The sequence below is a fragment of the Pseudoalteromonas sp. NZS127 genome (assembly GCF_015864805.1).
GTDB classification, from domain to species: Bacteria; Pseudomonadota; Gammaproteobacteria; order Enterobacterales; family Alteromonadaceae; genus Pseudoalteromonas; species Pseudoalteromonas nigrifaciens.
Map to the genome: position 1 here is coordinate 38,406 of NZ_JADYWN010000011.1, position 22,472 is coordinate 60,877.

The following is a 22,472-nucleotide window of genomic DNA, read 5'->3' on the forward strand; positions in this document are numbered from 1 at the left end:
TCCGTTATGCTAATTGTGCTTGTTCGTCTAATTGCAGCGAATCGTTCTTCGCTGCCACTGTACGATAAACGTTATAAGCCATAACTAGCATACCTACTACGATGAACACACCACCAATAAAGCGTATAACATAGAAAGGATGAGACGCCTCTAAAGACTGTACAAAGCTATACATTAATGTGCCATCAGAGTTAACTGCACGCCACATTAGACCTTGCATTACACCTGAGATCCACATTGCTACTATGTATAAAACAACACCAACAGTGTGTAACCAAAAATGTGTGTTAATTAATTTAACGCTGTACATACGACCTTGCGAGAATAGCGCAGGGATTAAGTGGTAAATAGCGCCGATAGATATCATTGCAACCCAACCTAATGCACCTGAGTGAACGTGTCCTACAGTCCAGTCGGTGTAATGAGAAAGCGCGTTTACAGATTTAATTGCCATCATTGGGCCTTCAAACGTAGACATACCGTAAAAAGATAATGAAACAACTAAGAAACGTAAAATAGGGTCAGTACGAAGCTTATGCCATGCACCAGACAACGTCATAATACCGTTAATCATGCCACCCCAAGATGGAACGAATAGGATAATAGACATAACCATACCTAAACTTTGCGTCCAATCAGGAAGCGCAGTGTAGTGAAGGTGATGAGGGCCTGCCCAAATATAAAGCGAAATAAGCGCCCAAAAGTGAACCACTGATAAGCGGTAAGAGTAAACCGGACGGCCTGCTTGTTTTGGTACAAAGTAATACATCATACCTAAAAAGCCAGCTGTTAATAAAAAGCCAACGGCATTGTGTCCGTACCACCACTGTACCATTGCATCAACTGCACCAGCATAAATGGAATACGATTTAGTTAACGACACAGGTACAGCCATACTGTTTACAATATGAAGTACAGCAACCGTAATGATAAAGCCAGCATAGAACCAGTTAGCTACATATATATGAGACACTTTACGCTTTGCGATTGTGCCCATAAATACTACGGCATAAGTTACCCATACAACGGCTATTAAAATATCAATTGGCCACTCAAGTTCTGCATATTCTTTAGAACTTGTAATACCCAAAGGTAGTGTAATAACAGCAAGCACAATAACAAGCTGCCAACCCCAAAAGGTAAAAGCTGCTAATTTATCTGAAAGAAGGCGCGTTTGACAGGTACGTTGAACGACGTAATAAGACGTCGCAAAAAGTGCACTTGTACCAAATGCGAAAATAACTGCGTTCGTGTGTAACGGACGAAGTCGAGAGTATGTTAACCATGGTGTATCAAAGTTAAGTGCTGGCCAAGCTAGTTGGGCAGCAATCAGAACCCCAATACTCATGCCAACGATGCCCCAAATCACTGTCATAATAGCGAATTGGCGTACAACTTTATAGTTGTACTCAGTGTGTGATGCTACTGTCTGGCTCATTTTCTGGCTTCCGCTGCAATAAATGCGTTTAGAAATGAATTACCCACCTAAAAAAAGTGGGGCCTACTATTACTTCACAAGCTTGCCATCTAAAACATTAAAAATACGATTATTTTAGAAAACAGACTCGAGAAACCCTTATTTTTTTGCGGTTGAAATGATAAAATTTTTGGCTTAAAAAAGATAGGTCAATTACATAATATTATGACATCAATCAAACTTTACTAGCTTGCTGTTTACTTTTTGAGGTGAATTGTACGTTATTTGTAATAAAAGTGTGATTTGACCTTGTGACTATTAAATTAGTGCCAGCCATTATTTTTTGGATTGTGAGTACCTGCCACATGTATATATATAGAGTATGTTTGTTTTTTTTACTAATTTTTTTAGTTGCGTGTGATTATTCAAAAACCAGCGATACACAACAATTAAAAAACCTTGCTTGCGAAGCCGGTTTAGCCTGTACTTTTCCAAATGGCGTTAAAGTGTGGCTTAGCGATGGTGATTTATCCCCTGAAACACCATTCTCCATATTTGCCGAGTTACCTAAAGGGCATGTTATTACGAATGCAAAACTTGAAGGCGTAACTATGTATATGGGGTATATTCCTCAGCAATTTAAGCGCCATGGCAACACTTGGCAAAGTGAAACTATGGTAGGTATTTGCGCTGAAAAAAATATGCTGTGGAAATTAATCCTTAACGTAACCGATGAGGTAACACAGCAAAGCAACTCGGTATATTATTATTTTTACGTTACTTACTAAACATGCCATTGCTTATATTGCTTATTAAGTAGCTCGCTTAATTTGCAGCAGGGAGATAAGCATTCTGGTTGAGATCAGTTTAGTTGTGCTTACTCTCTTTAAGTTAAGCGTTACTTTTTATTTCTTGGCGCAGAAAAGCTAAATCCGCAGAGGGTTAGCTTTAGCGCAAGAAGATTAAGCCTACAATAAGAGTACTTCGTACACTCACATCATTTTAGCTAGCACTTAGCACTCCTGCCTTTTGTAATTTTTACTTTCTCTTTTTAATTTCGAAAAATGCATCAATGGTGTTTGGTTAATTAAGTGTACTACTAGGTTTGAGGCAATCATTGCTTCATTAAATTGGTGAATAATTTACTTGTTTAATCTTGGCTGAATAAAAAATCTCTCCTTTAAAAGCTATATATGCGTTAAATCAGACTAATTAATTACTCAAAGCGCATAAATATAGTTATCAATTAACATCTAGTTTTACGGTTTTAATAACCTACTGTGATTAACTTGTTAAATTACCGGTTAAAGGTACATTGTTGAGTTAATTACATTTAATTACAAAGTCCATTAGTTTGATTTCACCTGTGCTTTTAATGTAGCGCAATGCATTTAGTGTATTGATTTTGAAGTGTATTTATTAATTAACAAGGAAACATAGTGTAACGTTTGTACCTTTTTTGGGTGCTGTGTTTTTCGGTTGGTTTTTAATTGGCCTTTCGTTAAGTTTTTGTTCAGTTAATCACGCCTAAGTTGCTGTTTTCTGACTCACAATTCTTATAAAAGTGAGCATTACCATTTAGGTAAATTTTCAACAAGTAGGGTTCATCCATGAAAAAATCAACTCTTGGCTTAGCGGTTATCGCTGCTATTCCAATGTTCTCAAGTGTGCAAGTTTTAGCGGCTGACGAAGCGGCAAAGTCAATTGAAAAAATTCAAGTAACAGGCTCTCGTATTAACCGTACAGATATGGAAACGGCTAGCCCTATTACAGTTATAGGCGATGACTTTATTGCAAAAAGTGGTTACACATCAGTTGCAGACGTGCTTTCTAATCAACCATCAGCGGCAGGGATGAGCTTAGGTGGTTCGAGTAATAATGGTTCAGGTGGTACTGCTACTGTAAACCTACGTGGTATGGGCTCTCAGCGTACTCTAGTATTATTAAATGGTCGTCGTATGGTTTCATCTGGAACCGGTGCAGATTCTTCTGTTGATTTAAATACGATTCCAGTTGCAATGATAAAGTCTATTGAAATTTTAAAAGACGGTGCTTCTGCAGTATACGGTTCAGATGCTATCGCTGGTGTTGTTAATATAATAACCAAAAAAGATTTTGAAGGTTCAGAAGTTAATGTAGAAGGTAGCCGCACTACAAAAGGTGATGGCAATAACTACGGTGTAAGTTTATTACACGGAATGCAAATTGCTGAAGGTAATTTAGTTGTAGGTGCGCAGTATTCAAGCCGCGGCGAAATAATCCAATCAGACAGAAGCTTTGTAGAGCCAGGTCAATCATCATTTATTCCAGAGGGAACACTTGGTGGTAAAATGCCAGATGGAAATGGTGGTTTTATAGACCGTAATAAAGGCTATGATTATACGACTTCTAGCTATGCACAAACACCAAACGACTTGTACAGTATTTTTACTAGCTTTGATAAAGAGTTAGACTCAGATACAACATTTAATGTTGATTTGATGTATACGCGTCGTGATTCGACTCAACAGCTTGCACCACAACCAGCAAATATTGATTTAAAAACAGCTAATTTAGATGCTGCTTATACAAGTGCTTTTGTAGATGGTAAGGGTGCTCTTGCAGATACCTTAGAGTATCGTCGCAGAATGGTTGATGCAGGTCCTCGTATTTATGAGCAAAAAACCGATACCTACAGAGCGTCTGTTGCATTAGCGGGTACGTTAGATAACGACGCTAGCTGGGATGTAAGTGCTACTTATGGCCGTAATGATTCTAAAGATAAAGTTCAAAACTCTATCCATGCAAGCAATGTTGAGCAAAGCATTTATGCTAATCAAGCGCTTTGGTTTGCTGGCGATGCATTAAATCGCGATATGTTAGTGTCAGATGGTGCAATTTACACTGAGTCAAATGAAGGTGGTAACGAGCAGTTTATTCTAGCTGCAGGTTACAGTGCACTAACAGATAACGATATTGGTTATGCAATTGGTGTTGAAAACAGATTTGAAAGTGGTTATTACACTCCAGATATGATCACTCAACGCGGTGAAAGTACAGCGGCACAACAAGATCCAACTGAAGGTGATTACTCAGTACAGTCTGTGTATTTTGAAGCGTCTATGCCAGTGCTTGAGTCAGTAACAATTGAAGGTGCTGCACGTTACGATAACTACTCAACGTTTGGTGGTGCAACAACGTGGAAGCTTGGTGCAACTTGGAACGTAACAGATGAGTTTATGGTTCGCTCTGTATTAGCGACTGGTTTTAGAGCACCTAATGTTGCTGAGCTTTTTGGTGGTAACTCAGGCTCTTTCGATTACCTAGAAGATCCATGGGGTAATGAGCAAGACCCTCAAATCGAAGTAAATTACACCAGTGACAAAAACCTTAAAGCAGAAGAAAGTAAGTCATTTACTTTTGGTATGGTATGGGAAATTACTGATGGCTTATCAAGCACCATGGATTACTGGAAGTTTGATATAACTGATGCAATTACGCGTCTAGACGTTCAGAACGAAATGAGAAATTGTTTTGCTGGTACGCTTGAGTCATGTTCATCAATCAATATTACATCAACAGGTGATTTATCAAATATGAGTTCAGCATTAACAAATGTTGGCTCGCAAAAAACATCTGGTGTTGATTGGAATATCTCATACAAAGCAGATAACTATGCTATCAACCTTGATACAACATACTTAATCGAATTTGAACAAGATGATATTGATTACACAGGCACTATCGATGGCAATATCGGTGGCTATGCTAAAATCAAATCAAATCTATCTGTAAATTACGATGTAAGCGAAGCTTTAAGCTTTCTTTATAATGCAAGATTCGTTAAAGGAATGGATGGCGAGTATTACGGTGACTTCTTTAGCACTGACAATACTGTTTATCATGATATTTCTATGAGCTACAGCGTAAGTGATGATTTACGCATTACTGGTGGTATGAATAATATCTTTGATAAAGAGCCTGAGTCTGTATTAGGTGGTAATGATATGGGAACAGTTCCTGAGATATACGATGTAATTGGTTCGCGTATTTTTGCGAGTGTTAATTTTAAATTTTAATTAGCAGAATAAATATTTTAAGGCCTAGTTTTTACTAGGCCTTTTTTATTGAACAAAATACTTCAGGCAAGTACACTAAGGAGCTATATTACAAGGAGATTTAATTGTTAAAGCAAGATGAAAATTTATCTTTTATTATTGAACCGCAGCTGGGCCAACGCTCAGAGCAACGCCTTGATTTATACTTTTCTATTCCCAACGAAATGGGCGTGAATGCACAAACCCTTAGTGAAGAATCCTATTTTAATAATCAATTTAAATCTTATTTAGCTTATAACGCCAATAATATTCACTTACCGCTAGTGCGAAGCCGTTTTGTAAGTAAAAACAAAGGTGAGCAGCGAGATTACCGACAAAACCTCAATTTGTATTGTTATCAGGTGCGCTTGGCTATTGATGCAGATATTAAAGAAACCCTCAAAATAGAAGACCCTGATGAATTTTATCAACGGGCGGGTGAGCTGTGCGAGCAAAGCCAAAGCTTATTAAGAAAACTAAGACGTTATACCCCTGAAGATGAAAAGCTAATTTCATTTTACACCAATGCCGATAACTACCTTAGTTGGCAAATAGAGCAGTCGTTTTTAAAACTGCTCGATGAAGGACCACGCAGTAGTGACTATGCAAAAGAGCGCAACGACTTAGTTAACTTTTGTAAGTCAGAAAACAGTTATCGCGAAGAGCAACAATATAATTCAGAATCAACCCTTAAAGATGCAAACCGCATTACTAATAAAATGCGGTTATTGCAGCGTTTAATTGAACATGGTGTAATTTTAAACCGCCAAACTCGCTACCTTAATAGTTATTTAAAACGTTTAGTTAAGGGCTCGGTAACCGCTGTAATTATGGCGTTAGTGATGATAGTTATACTCAACGCACGCGCAACTTTTACAGAAGTTACAGCAACATTAATCTTAATATTGGGGCTTATTTATGGCCTTCGCGAAATATTTAAAGAAGATATAACCCGAATTATTTGGCGCGCTATTGTACGTGGGCGGCCTAAGTGGCGGTTTGTTTTTAAAAATAGCGTGACCAAAGACAAAGTTGCGAGCCAGCTTATTTGGTTAGAATATACGCGCTTTAAAAATATTCCAAAAGAAGTCCGTGCTATTTTCTCCAAACGCCGGCAACAAAATAAGCTCGCTGCACAGTGGTTACACTTTGCAAGCGAAACACGTGTAAATGCCCGAGAGTTTTTACCAGGTTACGATAGTTTGCATCAAACACTGCAGTTTAGCCTTGCGCCGTTTTCTCGCTATCTTAAAAAAGGTGAGGGTAAGTTATATCATCTTGAGAGTAATAAGATTTCTAAGCAGGCTGTAGAGCGGCGTTATCAATTAAATATGGTATTAGTATTAACTGAGCGAGATAAAAAGCTGTATCAGCGTTATAAAATAACCATGAACCGCAGTAAAATAGTTAATATTGAACTTATTTACTCTGATGACGGTACTAAGCAGGAATAACAAAGGCTGTAACCGGTTACATCCCATGTTATTCCTCTAAAGGGTTAGCGTTAGTTGTTCGCTAACCCTGTTTTGGTAAATAAAGTTACCTTGTTTGATACGAGTATAATTTCGATATTTTTAGCATCGTCACCCCAAACGCAGTTGGTATGCAGTGTTTTTTCTACGCAGTTATCAGCGCTTCCTAAAAAAACTTCGACTTCTGATTTATCCATACCAATTTTTATTTTTTCGTAGTTCTCAACATTTACTTTAGAACACGCTGCTAGGCTTAGCGTTGCTGCAATAATCAGGAGTTTTTTCATTGTTATTTCCTATGTGTTAAATAACATCATATTAATGTTTGAATTTTCTAATTTGGACGATCATCCCCATTCTAGGGTGATCAAAATAGTGTATTTCTTCACTTATTACTCGTCTAAATTGTGAAAAACGAGCGGCTTCTATTTCACCACTATCGTGCTTTTGGCTAATATCGAAATTAGCGGTTATGTATAAATAATGGCGTAAATGTATTTTAAATAAACCGTCGAGTTCCCACTTCATAGTGGGTTCTTTAGGTGCATTAAAAAAGGAATCTTGCGAGTTAACCAAACTAATAAAGTCTGGGTTTGCATAACTTGGGGCGCTAGGCTCTGCACTTTTAATATGCTCACCAGCGATTAAATGCATGCTAGGTGCACGCGACTTACTTGCCCCTTCAAAACGCCAGCCAGTATGTAATAGTGGCGTTAACCCTTTGCGCTCTAGGGCTTGGCGTTGGCTGTTAAATTGCAGTTGTGTTGGTGCTAAAAGGTATGTTTGCTGCATTGTATCTTGTGCAGCTACAAGCGGTGTTACCGGTAGGTGTTCATAACTTTTTAAATAATCAATACTGTTATCACACACCCCAGATTGCTGTTTTGAGTTAACTAAAGAATCTGTAAAAGAGCGTTTTTCAAAGCGTGTATCGCCATCAATACACGCTTGCATAGCTTGCTCAGTGTAAAGTGGGGTGAGTAAATCAAGTGTGTTTTTATCTTCAATAGCTGGTTTTTTAAGGCTAAAGTCTTCTTGTAAGTACGGAGCAGGGCGTTGTTTAAATACCAGCACTTCTACTTCAAACCAGCGCTCAGCAATTGCGGTGCTGCTAAATAAGCAGCATAAAATAATAAGCGATTTTTTTAGCAACATTAATGGCTAACCTTTTTTTCGAAATCTGCAAGCATTGCAGTGACCATTTTCAAGCGTTCGCGGGCATTTGCCTCGCTAATAACAAAGCGCAGTTTATTTGCGCCATCCATTTTGTACACGCGCGGTGCACTTTGTATCAAGCCTATGATGAAGCTAGGATTAACCTTAGTGTTTTGGCTAAATTCAAAGTAACCACCTTTCGGGTTTGCCTCAATTTTTGTTATACCTAAATCACTTGCTCGCATTTTTAATTGCTGCAGGCTAAAGAGGTTTTTAGCCGCGTCGGGTAATAAGCCAAAGCGGTCGATTAATTCTACCTGCAATTCGTCCATATCGGCAACATTAGCACAACTAGCAACGCGCTTGTACATACCTAAACGTGCGTTCACATCGTAAATATAATCATCGGGTAATAAAGCCGGTAGCTTTAAGTCTACCTCAGTTTGTTTTTGCAAGAGGTTTTCAAGGGTGGGCTCTTTGCCTTCTCGCAATGCTTTTACTGCTTGTTCAAGCATTTCCATGTATAAGCTAAAGCCAATGGTTTGCATTTGTCCTGATTGATCATCACCTAAAAGCTCACCCGCACCACGAATTTCTAAATCGTGGGTTGCTAGTGCAAAACCTGCGCCTAAGTCTTCTAATGACTCTATTGCTTGTAAGCGTTTGCTTGCATCTTTAGAAAGAGCTTTAGGATCGCCTGTTAATAAGTAGGCATAAGCTTGGTGATGGCTGCGACCAACACGTCCACGTAATTGATGTAACTGCGCTAAACCTAGTTTGTCGGCTCTATCCATAATTATGGTGTTAGCAGTTGGTATGTCAATACCGGTTTCTATTATAGTGGTACACACTAATACGTTGTATTTTTGGTGGTAAAAGTCAGCCATTATTTGCTCAAGCTCTTGCTCGCGCATTTGCCCATGTGCACTGGTTACGCTTGCCTCGGGCACCCATTCACTTATTTCTTGTGCTACACGCTCAATTGTCTCTACGTTATTATGTAAAAAGTAAACTTGGCCACCGCGTTTAATTTCTCTAAGTACCGCTTCACGTATTAATTCTACATCGCGTTGGCGCACAAAGGTTTTTACTGCTAAACGCTTTGCAGGTGGAGTGGCAATAATAGATAAGTCGCGCATACCGCTCATGGCCATATTTAAGGTACGCGGGATAGGCGTTGCAGTTAAAGTGAGTATGTCGACATCGGCGCGTAGCGCTTTAATCTTCTCCTTTTGGCGCACCCCAAAGCGATGTTCTTCATCAACAATTAATAAGCCTAAATCGTTAAATATAATATCAGCCTGGATCAGCTTATGAGTACCAATGACAATATCGAGCTTGCCGTTGGCCATTTTTTCAAGCGTGTCTTTTTGCTCTTTAGGTGAGTTAAAACGCGACAATACACCTACCTCAATAGGAAAGTCGGCAAAACGGTCTTTAAAGTTTTCAAAGTGTTGTTGGGCAAGTAATGTTGTAGGCACCAAAATAGCTACTTGTTTGTTATCGTTAACAGCTACAAATGCGGCGCGCATGGCGACTTCGGTTTTACCAAAGCCTACATCGCCACACACTAAACGGTCCATGGCTTGTTTTGATTGCATATCGCCTAATACGGCTTCAATGGCATTGCGTTGATCGTCGGTTTCTTCAAACGGGAAGCTGTCGCTAAATTGGCGATAAGCTGGGGCATCGAGGGTAAATTTATTCCCTGGTTTTGCTTGGCGCTGAGCGTAAATATCAAGTAACTCAGCGGCTACATCGCGCACTTTTTCAGCAGCACGTTTTTTAGCTTTGTCCCATGCATCTGAGCCAAGTTTATGCAGTGGTGCACTAGCTTCTTCGCCGCCCGAATAACGACTTAGCATATGCAGCGCCGAAACCGGTACATACAATTTTGCTTCACTGGCGTAAGTAATGGTAACAAATTCAGTGATAATGCCTGCGGCATCTATGGTTTGCAAACCTTGATAGCGACCAACGCCGTGATCAAGATGTACAATAGGTTGGCCTTCTTTAAGTTCGGCTAAGTTACGAATTAGTGCATCTTGGCTGGCTTGGTATTTATGCTTACGGCGACGGCGCTGCGATACTTTTATGCCAAGCAGTTCTTGTTCGGTGATAATAGATAAACTAGGTTTAGTACCTAATACAACACTTTGCTCCAGTGGGCTAACAATTAGGCCAACATCGCTTTGGCTTTTTGTAAACTGCTCAAAACTAGTAAATTCTTTAAACTTTAAGCCGCTAGGTTTTAATACTCCCAGTAATGACTCGCGCCGGCCATCCGACTCTACGCTTAGTAAAATACGGCCTTTGTGCTTTTTTTGCGCCGCTACATAGTTTATAAACGCACCGTAAGGTTCGCTTTGTTTATGGTCAATGCGAATAACAGGTAATTCACTAACAGTTAAATTTTTATTGCCTGCTTTTGTACCTAGTTTTGCTTGAGATAAGCGAATACGCGCATAATTCCCTAAATTAGCAAACAATTCATTAATGGGTTGATACAGCGCGCTTGGCTCTAATAATGGACGCAGTGGGTCTACGCGGCGGTTTTCATAGCGCACGTTTACGTCATGCCAAAAATTATCGGCGGCATGTTCTAAATCACCGAGCTGCATTACCGTTGTGGTTTCAGGTAGGTAATCAAAAATAGTGGCTAGTTGCTCGAAAAACAGTGGCATATAATATTCTATACCGGCAGGCCAATTACCTTTACTCACTTGCATGTAAACAGAGTCTTGCTGCGCGCTGGCACCAAACTTCTCACGGTACGCTATTCTAAAGCGTTCAATGTCGGCTTCGTTAGTGGGAAATTCGTGTGCCGGGAGCAGTTCAATTTTATCTACTTTTTCATCTGAGCGCTGGGTTTCAACATCAAATAAACGAATGCTGTCGAGCTCGTCGTCAAAAAAGTCGAGTCTAAAAGGATGCGGGCTGCCCATAGGATATAAGTCGACAATAGAGCCGCGAATGGCGTACTCGCCGTGCTCCATTACTTGCTGTACGTTTAAATAACCCGCTTGTTCTAAATTATTTCTGAAATTATGAGTATCGAGCTTATCACCCACCTTAAAGTTAATTGTGGACCCATAAATAAACGAAGCCGGGGCGGTGCGCAGCATTAAGGTAGAAACAGGGACAATTAAAACACTTTGTTGCTCGTTTTTGAGCGTATTTAAAGTGGCTAAACGGGCAGAAATAATATCTTGATGAGGAGAAAAATGGTCGTAAGGTAGGGTTTCCCAGTCAGGAAATATCATTACCGGGTTGTCGGGCAATAAATATTCTAGCTCGGTTTCAAGGCGCAGGGCGCTTGGCGTGTCTGGGGTTACAATTAATACTAAATTGTCTTGTTGTTTTACACCCTCAGCAATAGCAATGCTTAAACCGCTGCCGCTAAGTTGCCCCCATTGAATTTTATCTTTTTGAGATTTCACCCAAGGCAAGGCTGCCCATTGCTCAAACGCCATTTATTACTCCATTTATAAATTGGCCCTAATTTATTATGTAATAAGGGCCAAGTAATTTTATTTAATCGCGGTAAATTTTTGTTAAGTCTTGGTAGTGATCAATTCTGCGGTCGCGTAAATACGGCCAAATACGTCTTACGTTTTCGCTGCGCTGTTGATCAAGCTCAATTACTAAAATTTGCTCGTCAGTATTATTAGCCTCAGCAAGTAATTCACCTTGTGGCCCTGCAATAAAAGAGTTCCCCCAAAATTGAATCCCTTCGCTTTGCTCACTTGGGTCTTGCTCGACTCCAACGCGGTTACAACTAATTACCGGTACACCATTGGCAATCGCATGGGCGCGCTGGCTAATAACCCACGCATCTTTTTGGCGGGTTTGTTCATCGCTATCATCACGCGGATCCCAGCCTATTGCAGTTGGATAAATAAGTAGCTCAGCACCGGCCATTGCCATTAAGCGTGCAGCTTCAGGAAACCACTGATCCCAACATACTAATACGCCCAATTTACCTACTGAGGTTTGAATTGGCTCAAAGCCTAAATCGCCTGGAGTAAAGTAAAATTTTTCGTAAAAACCAGGGTCATCGGGAATATGCATTTTACGGTATTTACCGGCAATACTGCCGTCATTTTCAAGTACTACAGCGGTATTGTGATAAAGGCCGGTAGCACGTTTTTCAAATAACGACGCCACAATTACAATGCTTAACTCTTTTGCCAGCTCACCTAAAGTATGCGTGCTTGGGCCTGGAATGGTTTCGGCTAAATCAAACACGTCTACATCTTCGGTTTGGCAAAAGTACAGGCTACGGTGTAGCTCTTGCAGCACAACTAATTTAGCGCCTTTGTTGGCTGCTTCACGAATTGCGGCAATCGACTTTGCCATATTTTGCTCAGCATTATCGCTATTGCTTTGTTGTACGAGTGCAACGGTTAATTTTGCAGGGCTGGTCATTGAGCTGCTCCAGTTAAAAATCTACGTGGGAGTTGCATTGTTATACAGTGCAAACTGCCAAATTGTTCAATAATAGGTAGGCAATTAATGCCCACAATTGTGTGCTCTGGGTACGCTTGTTGAATTTGCGTTAAGGCGAGCTTATCGCTTACATCATCGTACGTTGGTACTAATACCGTATTATTAATAATTAAGTAGTTAGCATAGGTGGCAGGCAAACGTGTTTGCTCATCGTCATACACTGCTTTGGGCCAAGGTAAGGCAATTAAATTATATGGGGTGTTATCGGTAGTTTTAAAGCCTTGAAGCTGTTTTTCCATCGCATGCAGCGCGTTGTAATGCTCATCGGTTTTATCGTCGCACTGTACATAAACAAGAGTATTGTTTGGTGCAAAGCGAACTAGCGTGTCTATATGGCTGTCGGTGTCGTCGCCCGCTAAATAACCATGGTCAACCCATAAAAAGTCAGTTGCTCCTAAGTGCTGTTTTAACAGTGTTGCAATGTCACTTGGGGTTAAATTTGGGTTGCGGTTTTTATTGAGCAAACATTCACTGGTAGTAAGTAATACGCCGTGTTCGTTTATTTCAATGCCACCGCCTTCAAGCACCATATCTACTGCTTGGTAGTCATTATCTGTATCGCTAAGCTCATTGACTAAAACACGGTTTATTTGATTATCTAAATTACTTGCAAATTTATTGCCCCAACCGTTAAAGGTAAAATCATACACTTTAAGCTGATTAGGGTTATTTATAGCGGCGCAAGTAAGGGGGCCGTGATCGCGTGCCCATGTATCATTTGTTGGTGTAACTACAAAGTGAACACAGTTTGAGGGGACATTGGCGGCGTGCAATAGCGCAATAACATGCTCTTTTACAGGCTCACTGTGCGCTACAATAACTAACTGTTGAACTGCGGTAATATGTTTTGCAAGCGCTACATACACAGGCTCAACGCGTGCTAAGTTTTCAGCCCAATCGGTGTTTTTATGCGGCCAAGTTAGCATAACAGCGTCTTGCTCGGCCCATTCTGGTAAAAGTCTAAAATTCATGAGTAATTGATACAAATTAAGGTAGCGCTAGTTTAGCAGTTTGAGTGTACATGTCAGCTATTTATCATCTGCTTGCATGTTTTGTGATTGCTCTAATTGCTGGCGTTTTTTTAGTTGTCGGGTTTGCGCATGCAAACTGGCTCTAACGACCAGTTCTTGGTCGCTGTCTCTTATGGCTATAAAGAGTAAAGTGTATTGGTAATGCTCGGTATCGATTTTTTTAATTGCGACGACTTCGGTATAGCAATAAACAGCAGACGCTTCATGGTGTAAAAAAAGTTTAGTTCGAAATTTTTGCCCTAAAGAATAAACATCCTCTGTTGTAAATTTTACGCCACCGCCGCCATAACTATCGCAATAAATAGCGTTATCTTCGCTTTGCTCTGAGGCGAGAACATGGCTCATTATTAAGTCTATTTTACGTGATTGCGCTTGTAAAAAAACCGCTAGCTCTTGGGCAACATCACCTAAATTACGCAGTGGTCCAAGCGCGCTTTGCTCTAAGCTACTTACTTCATTAGCGAGTTTAAATAAAGGGGGAATGTCTGCGTCTAACTGGGTAAGGTTTTTTGGAACGGCGTTATCATCAACTATGTATAGGTTTACACGGTTACTTTCATCAATTTGAAAATATTGTTCAAACTCACTTAATCTTTGACTGTTCATAGCACTCTCCGCAACACATTTAAGTAATAATAGCGCCCTTAGTGCTAAATTACTAGAATATATGTTTTTTGAATAACTGTTTGAATACTTTATTTATATTCATTTTATAAATATAAAAAAACGGCCAACGTTATCCTAACATTGGCCGCTGGGGTATTGATTAATTTTTACCACTTTAATCATGGCACATAGATGCCGTATGGGGAGGAGACCATTACATCAGGTTATTTAAGCAGCTCGGTTAACTCATGTAAGTTTTTTACAACATGATCTGGTTTTTTAGCCAGTGGGTAAAGTGCTTTACCTGGGCGTGCAATAAAAGTGGTTTGTAAACCGGCTGCTTTTGCGCCGGCTACGTCCCAACCATGTGCTGCAACCATCATGGCTTCATTTGGTTTTACATTAAGTTTTTTAAGTACCCATTGGTACGCACGTAATTCAGGCTTGTACACTTTAATATCTTCAATGCTGTAGCGCTCGTCAAAATAATGGGTTAAACCAGCGCTTTCAAATTGTGCTTGTACGCCTTTATTTGAAGAGTTTGTTAGGCTAACCAGCTTATAACCTTGTGCTCTTAATGCAGCTAAACCTGCTTTTACGTCTGCGTGTGGGGGCAATGTTAATAATGGTGTAACAATCGCGGTTTTTGCTTGCTCGCTGGTAATATTAATATTGTTGTTTTGTGCCACCATTAATAATGACGCTACGCCAATTTGGCCAAAGTCTTGGTAATCGCCAATTACAGTTGATACCAACGAGTGGTGTAGCATAGTAGAAAACCACAATGGTAATAAATCCTCTCGCCCACCAAGTGCTTCGCCTATAGAAGCGCGCATTGAATCTAGATCAAGGAGTGTTTCGTTAACGTCAAAAATTAACACTTTAGGTTTATTTGAGGTTTGTTCGGCCATAGTATCTCCAGATAATAGGCTTGCGCCTAAAATTAATGAAAGGGTTAGGGTTTTTAGGGATGTTAATACAGACATTATTTACTCTCAGATTTTAAAGCGTTTAATACATCAAAAGGTTCAGCGCGTAGGGTGTAGTCTTCAGTTACAAATGCGTAAGTGATCACACCTTGTTGATTAATAACATAAGTGGCCGGTAGTGGTAGTTGAAAGCTTTTATCGCCGTAGTAGTGCTCAAAATCAATACCAAATTCGGTATATAACGCTTGAATACGCTCATCGAGTGTAAACAATAAACCGAACTGCTTGGCTATTTTATTACTTACATCTGAAAGTACATCAAATTCAAGGTCATTTTTTTGCGCCGTTGACAGTGTTTCATCAGGAAGTTGTGGTGAAATGGCAATTAACTGTGCATTTTGCGCTTTAAATTGTGGTAAGTAATCATTTAGGGCTTTTAACTCTAAATTGCAATAAGGGCACCAGCCACCACGGTAAAAGCTAATAATTACTGGGCCTTGTTTTAATAATGTCGCAAGTTCAACCGTGTTCCCTTGATGATTAGCCAAGCTAAAATTGGTAACTTTTTGCCCTACCTGTAATGCATTATCTTTAATGTGCTGGGCAATAAGCTCTGCGTTTGTCGTATTCATTAGTGCTAAAACATCTGCAGGGAGCTTTGCTTCTTTTTGCACGTTATAGGCGTCAATTTGCGCTTTTAAACTCATATATAACCTCAATAATTAAGTTACGTTAGATTATATAGTTTTAGTTATTTAAATACAGATTGCAAAAGCGAAAGCTTCATTCGAAAATATTAAACATTGAAAACCCAAAGTAGCTTTTTATGTATAACATAAGTGATTTAGAAACTTTTATAGCCGTAGTAGAGAATAAAGGTGTACTTGCAGCTGCGCGCGAGCAAGGTTTATCGCCAGCAACAGTGAGCCATCGCCTTAGTAAATTAGAGCGAGAGTTGTCTACTGTTTTAGTCTTTAGGGATAGTCGACGAGTACGTTTATCGCCTGCAGGAGAGGTGTTTTACACGCGTGTGGGCGCTATTATTGAGGCACTGCACGATGCAGAGCATAGTATAGGTGCTCGCAGCTCAACTGTGAGTGGGTTGCTAAGGGTAACTATGCCACCGTGGATTTTTTCTAAGTATGTTATGCCTAAGCTCAGCGAGTTTGAAAGTGAATATCCTCAATTAAAACTCGACTTTTTAATTACGGACCACTTTATTAATGTGGTTGATGATGCTCAAGATGTGGCCATAAGAGTAGGGCAGTTAAACGACTCTGGCATGTTGTCGCGTAAAATAGTCAATAATAGCCGTGTGTTATGTGCAGCGCCTAGCTATATAAATAAACAGGGTATGCCAAGTAATTTAACCGAGCTTGCGGTGCATTATTGGGTATGTTTGCCGTGGCAAAAGCAATTAAAATTATTTGACGAGCAAGGCAAAATCCACAGTTTTAATGCTAAAACCCGCTTTACTATTTCAAACTCAGATAACATGACCCAAGCTGCCATTGCTGGGCATGGCATTGCAATTAAATCAAAAATAGCAATTGGTGAAGAGCTTGCAAATGGCACCTTAGTTGAAGTTATGCCCGGTGTAATGGCGCAAAGCGACGCACCAGTATGGTTTTTACGGCCACAAAACAGCTTAACCACACGTAAAACTGAGGTGTTTTTTAACTTTATAAAGTCATTATTTGTTGCATGCTAACTATATAAGCGGTTGCATGACGCTTTTATTATGAGCAGCGCATGCGTTAGATCAACCTTTGTTCTTATACTCATTTGAGAATATTTTATTGTTGTTATTATCTCCCTCAGGCTTATTGGCCGTTTTATTTCTTTGAGGGATTAAATTTAACAATGAAAAAAGTGACGTACATTGTGTTAGTAGGTATTGCACTCTTGGTGTTTGCCTTTGTGGGCGCTAAGCTCATTCCTATTACTTTAGCACCACCTTTAGCTGCAACACATAAAGTAGATATTAACGATCAAACGCTCATTGCTCAGGGCGAATACTACGCACGAGTTGCTGACTGTATTGCGTGCCATACGGCACCCGGCGGAAAACCTTTTGCGGGTGGCTTAGGCATGCAAACACCTATGGGGGCTATTTATTCTACTAATATTACTCCCGACATCGAAACAGGCATTGGTAGTTATAGCTACGCCGATTTTGAACGTGCAGTTAGAAAAGGCATTCGCCAAGATAACCAACCGCTTTATCCTGCTATGCCTTTTGTGTCATATAAAATAGTAAATGATGCTGAAATAGAGGCAATGTACGCGTATTTTATGTCAAGCGTTAGCGCAGTAAAGCAACAAAATCAACAAACAACCATTCCATGGCCTGCAAGTATGCGTTGGCCATTAGCATGGTGGCATGCATTATTTTCACCAGCGCGTAGCTTTACAGCTAACCCCAATTTAACGACTGAGCAAAATCAGGGGGCCTATTTAGTTGAGGGATTAGCTCACTGCGGTGCGTGCCATACGCCACGTGGTATTGCTTTTCAAGAAAAGGCGCTATCAGATGATGTATCGGGTCAGTTTGTATCAGGCTCAGTACTGGAGGGCTGGTATGCTAAAAGTTTACGTAATGAAGGGTTAGGCTTAGCAACCTGGAAACAAGCCGATATTGTTGAATTTTTAAAAACAGGACGTACCGACAAAACTGCCGCATTTGGCAGCATGGCCGATGTAGTGGCGCATAGTACGCGGTACTTTACTGATAAAGATTTAAACGCTATTGCTAGCTATTTGCATCAGTTAGCACCGCGCCCTGGGTATGAAAAAAATTGGCAGTCAAAAGCAGATACCACCACAAGTGCATTGCGGGCAGGTGACTTTTCGGCCTCTGGTGCTTTGTTGTATATGGAGCAGTGCGCCGCGTGTCATCGTTTAGATGGAAAAGGCGCACCACGTATTTTTCCAGCATTGGCTGGTAACTCTATTGTGTTTGCAGAAGATCCCAGTTCGTTAATTCAAGTCACTTTAGCAGGGGGTGAAATGGCAACAACCGCGCACGATGTAATGACATTTACTATGCCTGAGTTTTATCATTTAAAAAACCAAGAGTTAGCCGATGTTTTAAACTTTATTCGCAACAGTTGGGGCAATCATGGCAGCCATATTTCAACTCGAGATGTTGCGACTATGCGCCGTGTAGTTGACCATGCTCCGGTGCATTATGTACCCGCAAAGGAGATAGAAAATGAATAAGTTACTAGGGATAAGCGTGCTTGTAGTTGTAATTTCGGTTGCTGCTTACATGGGTTATGAAAGCCGTTTTTATGATGCGCCTGATGCAAAAACTTACGATGTAATTGATGCCGAAGGTAAGGTGATTGATCAATTTACCATTCCAAAAATTACCGATGTAGTAGGCCACAAAGATGAAGAGGCTATTTTATATGGTATGCGCTTACTTAACGAAACGGCGCGCTTATTGCCCGATAATGTAGGTAACGGGCTCAATTGCAATAGTTGCCATATGGGGCAAGGTAAACGAGAGTTGGGGGCACCCTATATAAATACTTATAATCGCTATCCGCGCTTTAATCCGCGTGCGCAACGCGTACTTGATTTAAACGAGCGTATTAACGGCTGTTTTCAACGTTCGATGAATGGTAAACCAATCCCAATAGATTCGCCAGAAATGCAAGGTATGCATGCTTATATGAAATGGTTGGGTGGTGATGTGGCACCGGGCAATACCGTTAAGCTAACTAGCCTAGAGTATTTTAAAGTAGGCAAATATACAGCAAACGCAAATAACGGTGCACAGGTTTATGCAGCGCAATGCGGTACTTGTCATGGCAGTGATGGCGAGGGGATAAAAGATCAATTTGGTGATTATATTTTCCCACCATTATGGGGCGATGACTCATTTAACATTGGGGCAGGTATGGCACGAGCCTCTCGAGCAGGTGCATTTGTTATTCATAACATGCCATTGAGTGTGAGTCGTGAAGCGCCGCTTGGGCAGATCACTTTATCAGAGCAAGAGGTTGTTGATGTTGTGGAATACTTTACTAAAAAGCCACGTCCAGACTTTGCAGGTAAAGAAAACGATTGGCCAGGTATGGATAATCCTGCTGATTCTCGTTATTAATACAGTATGCATAACCGCTTAAGCTAACAAGGTTAAGCGGTTTTTTATTGCTGTAATGTACTTAGTTAAAACTCAGATTATTTACTCTGTGTATACTAGGGTAGTACAAAAAACGCGCTGTTTTGGCGCATTTTTATTAGCATAACATAAACCTAATATTTGAATTAAGACCATTACCTCAGATTATTTAAAATTCCACATTGACCATATACCTACTTCATTTTGAGTTCGCTCAACTGTTGCACTATCAATATTACTTTGCTTAGCAACAAGCGCCAGCGTTAAATAAGAAGTTGCCTTATAATCAACACCTAGTTGTATGTAATCACGTTCTAAACTAGCGTTTAAACGTCTATTAGGGTTGATTGTATCGTACCGAGCAAATGCAGAGTAACCCGGTTTAAAAGCATAACTTGCCCAAGTCCCCCAGCCGCTGCTAGCGTCTTGCGGTATTTTGTTAACTTGGTTCCAGTTGTCGTTATATACATATTCAACGCCAAAACGTACCCCTTGATGCAGGTAACTTAGCGCTGCATTGAAACGCTCTGCAGTATGATTTTTCTCGGCCTCGTCTTTATCAAGTGTGCGTGTACCTTGATAAGCACCTAAAGCAAAATCAAATTGTTTATTTATATGCCACACAGCCGATGCTTCTAAATCAATTCGATCGCCCACAGTTGGCTTTTGAAAACCACCCCCAGTAATAGCCGATACAGCATACGAAAAGTGCGCCGATTTATGGCCATAATGAATACCTAAATCGGTTGGACCGGCTAATTTGTTTTTTGGCGTTAAGCTCGGATCAACATAACGATACCCTACACGGCGTGCGATGTAATCAATCCATGGCAGTTCAGCAACACCAATTTTAAGCGTACTTCCTTGATTAAAATTGCGTTTTATATAAGCATGACGAAACCAAATATCGGTAGGGTCTTGCTGGCGTTGCCACTGCACATCTGTGGTCACTGTTAATGACCAGTCATCATTAAATTGATGGTCTAAATTAAGATAAAAGCGCTTTACATCAAGTTGCCAATCTTCAATATCCTGGTGCTGATCGTCAATTTGAATATTACTAAAATTCGCAAATATTTGGCTCGATAACGTGGTTTGCGATGCGCTCACCGGTGCACTAATAACAAGCAATCCACTTGCTGCTAATAATACAGAAACACTTAAACTTGTTTTATTAAACACCACAAAACTCCCTTAGGTTGCTTACATTCAAGCGAGATAAATTTTGCATATTATAGCTTTTTAGTTGTTGCACCACGAACTTGCTAATACGTTATTTAGCTAAAGCATGACTTAGGTCAAAATGCAGGTTTATTACTGTTTAATAACATATAAAGAGACCTTTAACGCAATGAAAAAATAACCGAGGATTAACAATTTACCTTGTAATTAACGTTAAAATTAGTCATCTTAACAAACTTAGGTTTATACAATAATAAGGGATGAAATTAAGGATGGCGCGAGGACTCAAATTAGCCACTACATTTACAGAGTTATCGACTCATTTACGCCGCTTTGTTTCACGAATAGTGTTACCTGACGACGTAGAAGATATAGTGCAAGAAACCTTTATTAAAAGCTACGAAGCTGATTTAAAACAAGATATTCAATTTACGCGTAGTTACATGCTCAAAACTGCTAAACACCTTGCCCTTAATCATATTGCTAAATGGGATAATAAATTTAGCGACTCCCTTTGTGATGATCATGAATTACCAAAATTACTTAAATCAATACAACTAGAGGACGAGTACACCTCGAAAGAGCGTTTTTTATTGTTTTGTCGGGCAACAGAGCAACTAAGCTTGACGGTTCGCAAGTGTTTTATATTAAAAAAAGTGTACGGTATGAGCCAAAAAGAAATTGCCCAGCAACTACAGTTAAGTCAAAGCACAGTAGAAAAACATATTGCAAAAGGGTTACTACAAACCATGCTATACATGCGAGAGCATTCTCAGGATGAAAATGAGCAGTATAAAAAGCACGACACCGCTGCTCAAAAGCCAACTATAGTGAGTGTGGCAAAATGAGTAATATTCATCAATTTACACCAAAAGATTTAATTTTAGAAACAGCAGCTAATTGGATAAGCGCGATAGATCGCGGTTTAAACAAGGTTGAAAAAGAGCAATTTAAATTATGGATGCTGCAAAGTAATGCACACCAAGACGCCGTTTACGAACTCGCTAAGTTGTGGGACGAACTGAGCGTATTAAACGAGTTAAGCACTTTATTTCCGCATAAAAACAATACCGAGGAAAAAAGTAAATGGGTGTTTTCGTATGGTATCGCGGCCAGCTTATTTGCTGCGTTAATGATTTGCAGTTACTTATTGGTTAATTTAGAGACTGGTTATAACCAAGCCCTAGCGAAAGTTAATTATACTAAAATTTATAAAACCAAGGTGGGAGAGCAAGCCACTTACGTACTGCCCGATGGCACCATAGTGCAACTTAATACCAACAGCCTATTAGAGGTTGCCTATAGTAAAGGGCGCAGACAGTTATTACTGAGTAGAGGGGAAGGGCGTTTTAATGTTGCTAAAGATGCTACGCGGCCATTTAGTGTGATGGCAGGTGATAAAAGCTTTACAGCATTAGGTACTGTATTTAATGTGCAGCGCAATACCTCATCTCATTTAGAATTAGTGGTAACCGAAGGAAAAGTGATGATCACTGATCCGAGTGTAGCTGTTGATGCTAACGATTTTAAAGCCTATCAACTAGCCGATAACAGCACCCAAAAAATTAGAAAAATAAACGCAAATATTGTGCTCTCAGGCGAAAAAGCAATTATAGAAAAAAGTGTTACAGCGCCTATTAAACGCCTCTCTGCTGACGATGTGCAACGAGATTTAGCGTGGCAAAATGGCATGCTAATTTTTAACGGAGAACAATTAAGCGATGCCTTAAATGAAGTTAGCCGTTATACCGCTACTCGGTTTGAGCTTTCATCGGCAGAGCTTGCAAATATTAAAGTTGCAGGGGTATTTAAGGCGGGTGATGTTGCTGGGCTACTTGAAAGTTTAAAAACAAATTTTTCGATTGATCACGAACGCTTAGGTGAGCACGTAGTTAGCCTTAAACGTCAAACTAAGTCATAAATAGCAGCGCCTAAAATCATGCTAATGTTGGATTAAGTTGCA

At 40.0% G+C, this 22,472-nt stretch carries 18 protein-coding genes; 8 read left to right on the forward strand and 10 right to left on the reverse strand.

What is annotated here, in order from left to right:
* Positions 1–4: 4 nt before the first annotated feature.
* Positions 5–1,438: a cytochrome-c oxidase, cbb3-type subunit I gene (ccoN, locus tag I6E78_RS11215; RefSeq protein WP_197182520.1), complete on the reverse strand. Its 1,434-nt coding sequence runs from the start codon at positions 1,436–1,438 to the stop codon at positions 5–7.
* 344 nt (positions 1,439–1,782) lie between these two features.
* Here ccoN and I6E78_RS11220 point away from each other — a divergent pair, with 344 nt between their 5' ends.
* The 3 genes from I6E78_RS11220 (at position 1,783) to I6E78_RS11230 (ending at position 6,947) form a co-directional block, all read left to right on the forward strand.
* Positions 1,783–2,205: a hypothetical protein gene (locus tag I6E78_RS11220; protein ID WP_182683372.1), complete on the forward strand. Its 423-nt coding sequence runs from the start codon at positions 1,783–1,785 to the stop codon at positions 2,203–2,205.
* Positions 2,206–3,027: 822 nt separating this feature from the next.
* On the forward strand, positions 3,028–5,475 hold the full coding sequence (locus tag I6E78_RS11225) for a TonB-dependent receptor (protein ID WP_011328515.1): 2,448 nt from the start codon (positions 3,028–3,030) through the stop codon (positions 5,473–5,475).
* A 104-nt stretch (positions 5,476–5,579) separates the two neighbouring features.
* Positions 5,580–6,947, forward strand: coding sequence for a hypothetical protein (locus I6E78_RS11230; RefSeq protein WP_197182521.1), 1,368 nt, complete (start codon positions 5,580–5,582; stop codon positions 6,945–6,947).
* A 50-nt stretch (positions 6,948–6,997) separates the two neighbouring features.
* Here the strand turns inward: I6E78_RS11230 and I6E78_RS11235 are convergent, their stop codons facing one another.
* The 8 genes from I6E78_RS11235 to I6E78_RS11270 form a co-directional block, all read right to left on the reverse strand.
* Positions 6,998–7,252 carry a DUF3862 domain-containing protein gene (locus I6E78_RS11235; RefSeq protein WP_197182522.1) on the reverse strand — a complete coding sequence of 85 codons (255 nt, stop codon included), beginning with the start codon at positions 7,250–7,252 and terminating at the stop codon, positions 6,998–7,000.
* Between the two features lie 31 nt (positions 7,253–7,283).
* Positions 7,284–8,120 (reverse strand): peptidoglycan binding protein CsiV, encoded by an 837-nt coding sequence (locus I6E78_RS11240; protein ID WP_197108122.1) that lies wholly within the window; start codon positions 8,118–8,120, stop codon positions 7,284–7,286.
* The gene (gene mfd / locus I6E78_RS11245) at positions 8,120–11,593 is read right to left on the reverse strand and encodes a transcription-repair coupling factor (protein ID WP_011328511.1); all 3,474 of its coding nucleotides are present in this window, start codon (positions 11,591–11,593) and stop codon (positions 8,120–8,122) included. The genes I6E78_RS11240 and mfd overlap by 1 nt, the downstream gene beginning before the upstream one ends.
* A 61-nt stretch (positions 11,594–11,654) precedes the next feature.
* Positions 11,655–12,548, reverse strand: coding sequence for a carbon-nitrogen hydrolase (locus I6E78_RS11250; protein WP_011328510.1), 894 nt, complete (start codon positions 12,546–12,548; stop codon positions 11,655–11,657).
* Positions 12,545–13,600 (reverse strand): agmatine deiminase family protein, encoded by a 1,056-nt coding sequence (locus I6E78_RS11255; protein ID WP_197182523.1) that lies wholly within the window; start codon positions 13,598–13,600, stop codon positions 12,545–12,547. The genes I6E78_RS11250 and I6E78_RS11255 overlap by 4 nt, the downstream gene beginning before the upstream one ends.
* A gap of 57 nt (positions 13,601–13,657) precedes the next feature.
* Positions 13,658–14,266, reverse strand: a complete 609-nt coding sequence (locus tag I6E78_RS11260) for a PilZ domain-containing protein (RefSeq protein WP_011328508.1) — start codon at positions 14,264–14,266, stop codon at positions 13,658–13,660.
* Positions 14,267–14,490: 224 nt separating this feature from the next.
* Positions 14,491–15,252, reverse strand: a complete 762-nt coding sequence (locus I6E78_RS11265; protein ID WP_197182524.1) for a haloacid dehalogenase type II — start codon at positions 15,250–15,252, stop codon at positions 14,491–14,493.
* Positions 15,252–15,902: a peroxiredoxin-like family protein gene (locus I6E78_RS11270; protein ID WP_179807298.1), complete on the reverse strand. Its 651-nt coding sequence runs from the start codon at positions 15,900–15,902 to the stop codon at positions 15,252–15,254. The genes I6E78_RS11265 and I6E78_RS11270 overlap by 1 nt, the downstream gene beginning before the upstream one ends.
* Before the next feature lie 119 nt (positions 15,903–16,021).
* Here I6E78_RS11270 and I6E78_RS11275 point away from each other — a divergent pair, with 119 nt between their 5' ends.
* The 3 genes from I6E78_RS11275 (at position 16,022) to I6E78_RS11285 (ending at position 19,309) form a co-directional block, all read left to right on the forward strand.
* The gene (locus I6E78_RS11275) at positions 16,022–16,906 is read left to right on the forward strand and encodes a LysR family transcriptional regulator (protein WP_197182525.1); all 885 of its coding nucleotides are present in this window, start codon (positions 16,022–16,024) and stop codon (positions 16,904–16,906) included.
* A gap of 152 nt (positions 16,907–17,058) precedes the next feature.
* Positions 17,059–18,417, forward strand: coding sequence for a cytochrome c (locus tag I6E78_RS11280; RefSeq protein ID WP_197182526.1), 1,359 nt, complete (start codon positions 17,059–17,061; stop codon positions 18,415–18,417).
* Positions 18,410–19,309 (forward strand): c-type cytochrome, encoded by a 900-nt coding sequence (locus I6E78_RS11285; RefSeq protein WP_197182527.1) that lies wholly within the window; start codon positions 18,410–18,412, stop codon positions 19,307–19,309. Before I6E78_RS11280 ends, I6E78_RS11285 begins: the two co-directional genes overlap by 8 nt.
* 183 nt (positions 19,310–19,492) lie before the next feature.
* Here the strand turns inward: I6E78_RS11285 and I6E78_RS11290 are convergent, their stop codons facing one another.
* Positions 19,493–20,509, reverse strand: coding sequence for a hypothetical protein (locus I6E78_RS11290; protein ID WP_197182528.1), 1,017 nt, complete (start codon positions 20,507–20,509; stop codon positions 19,493–19,495).
* A gap of 272 nt (positions 20,510–20,781) precedes the next feature.
* Between I6E78_RS11290 and I6E78_RS11295 the strand changes: the two genes are divergently transcribed.
* Positions 20,782–21,357 carry an RNA polymerase sigma factor gene (locus tag I6E78_RS11295; RefSeq protein WP_011328501.1) on the forward strand — a complete coding sequence of 192 codons (576 nt, stop codon included), beginning with the start codon at positions 20,782–20,784 and terminating at the stop codon, positions 21,355–21,357.
* Positions 21,354–22,430: a FecR family protein gene (locus I6E78_RS11300; protein ID WP_011328500.1), complete on the forward strand. Its 1,077-nt coding sequence runs from the start codon at positions 21,354–21,356 to the stop codon at positions 22,428–22,430. The genes I6E78_RS11295 and I6E78_RS11300 overlap by 4 nt, the downstream gene beginning before the upstream one ends.
* Positions 22,431–22,472: the final 42 nt, after the last annotated feature.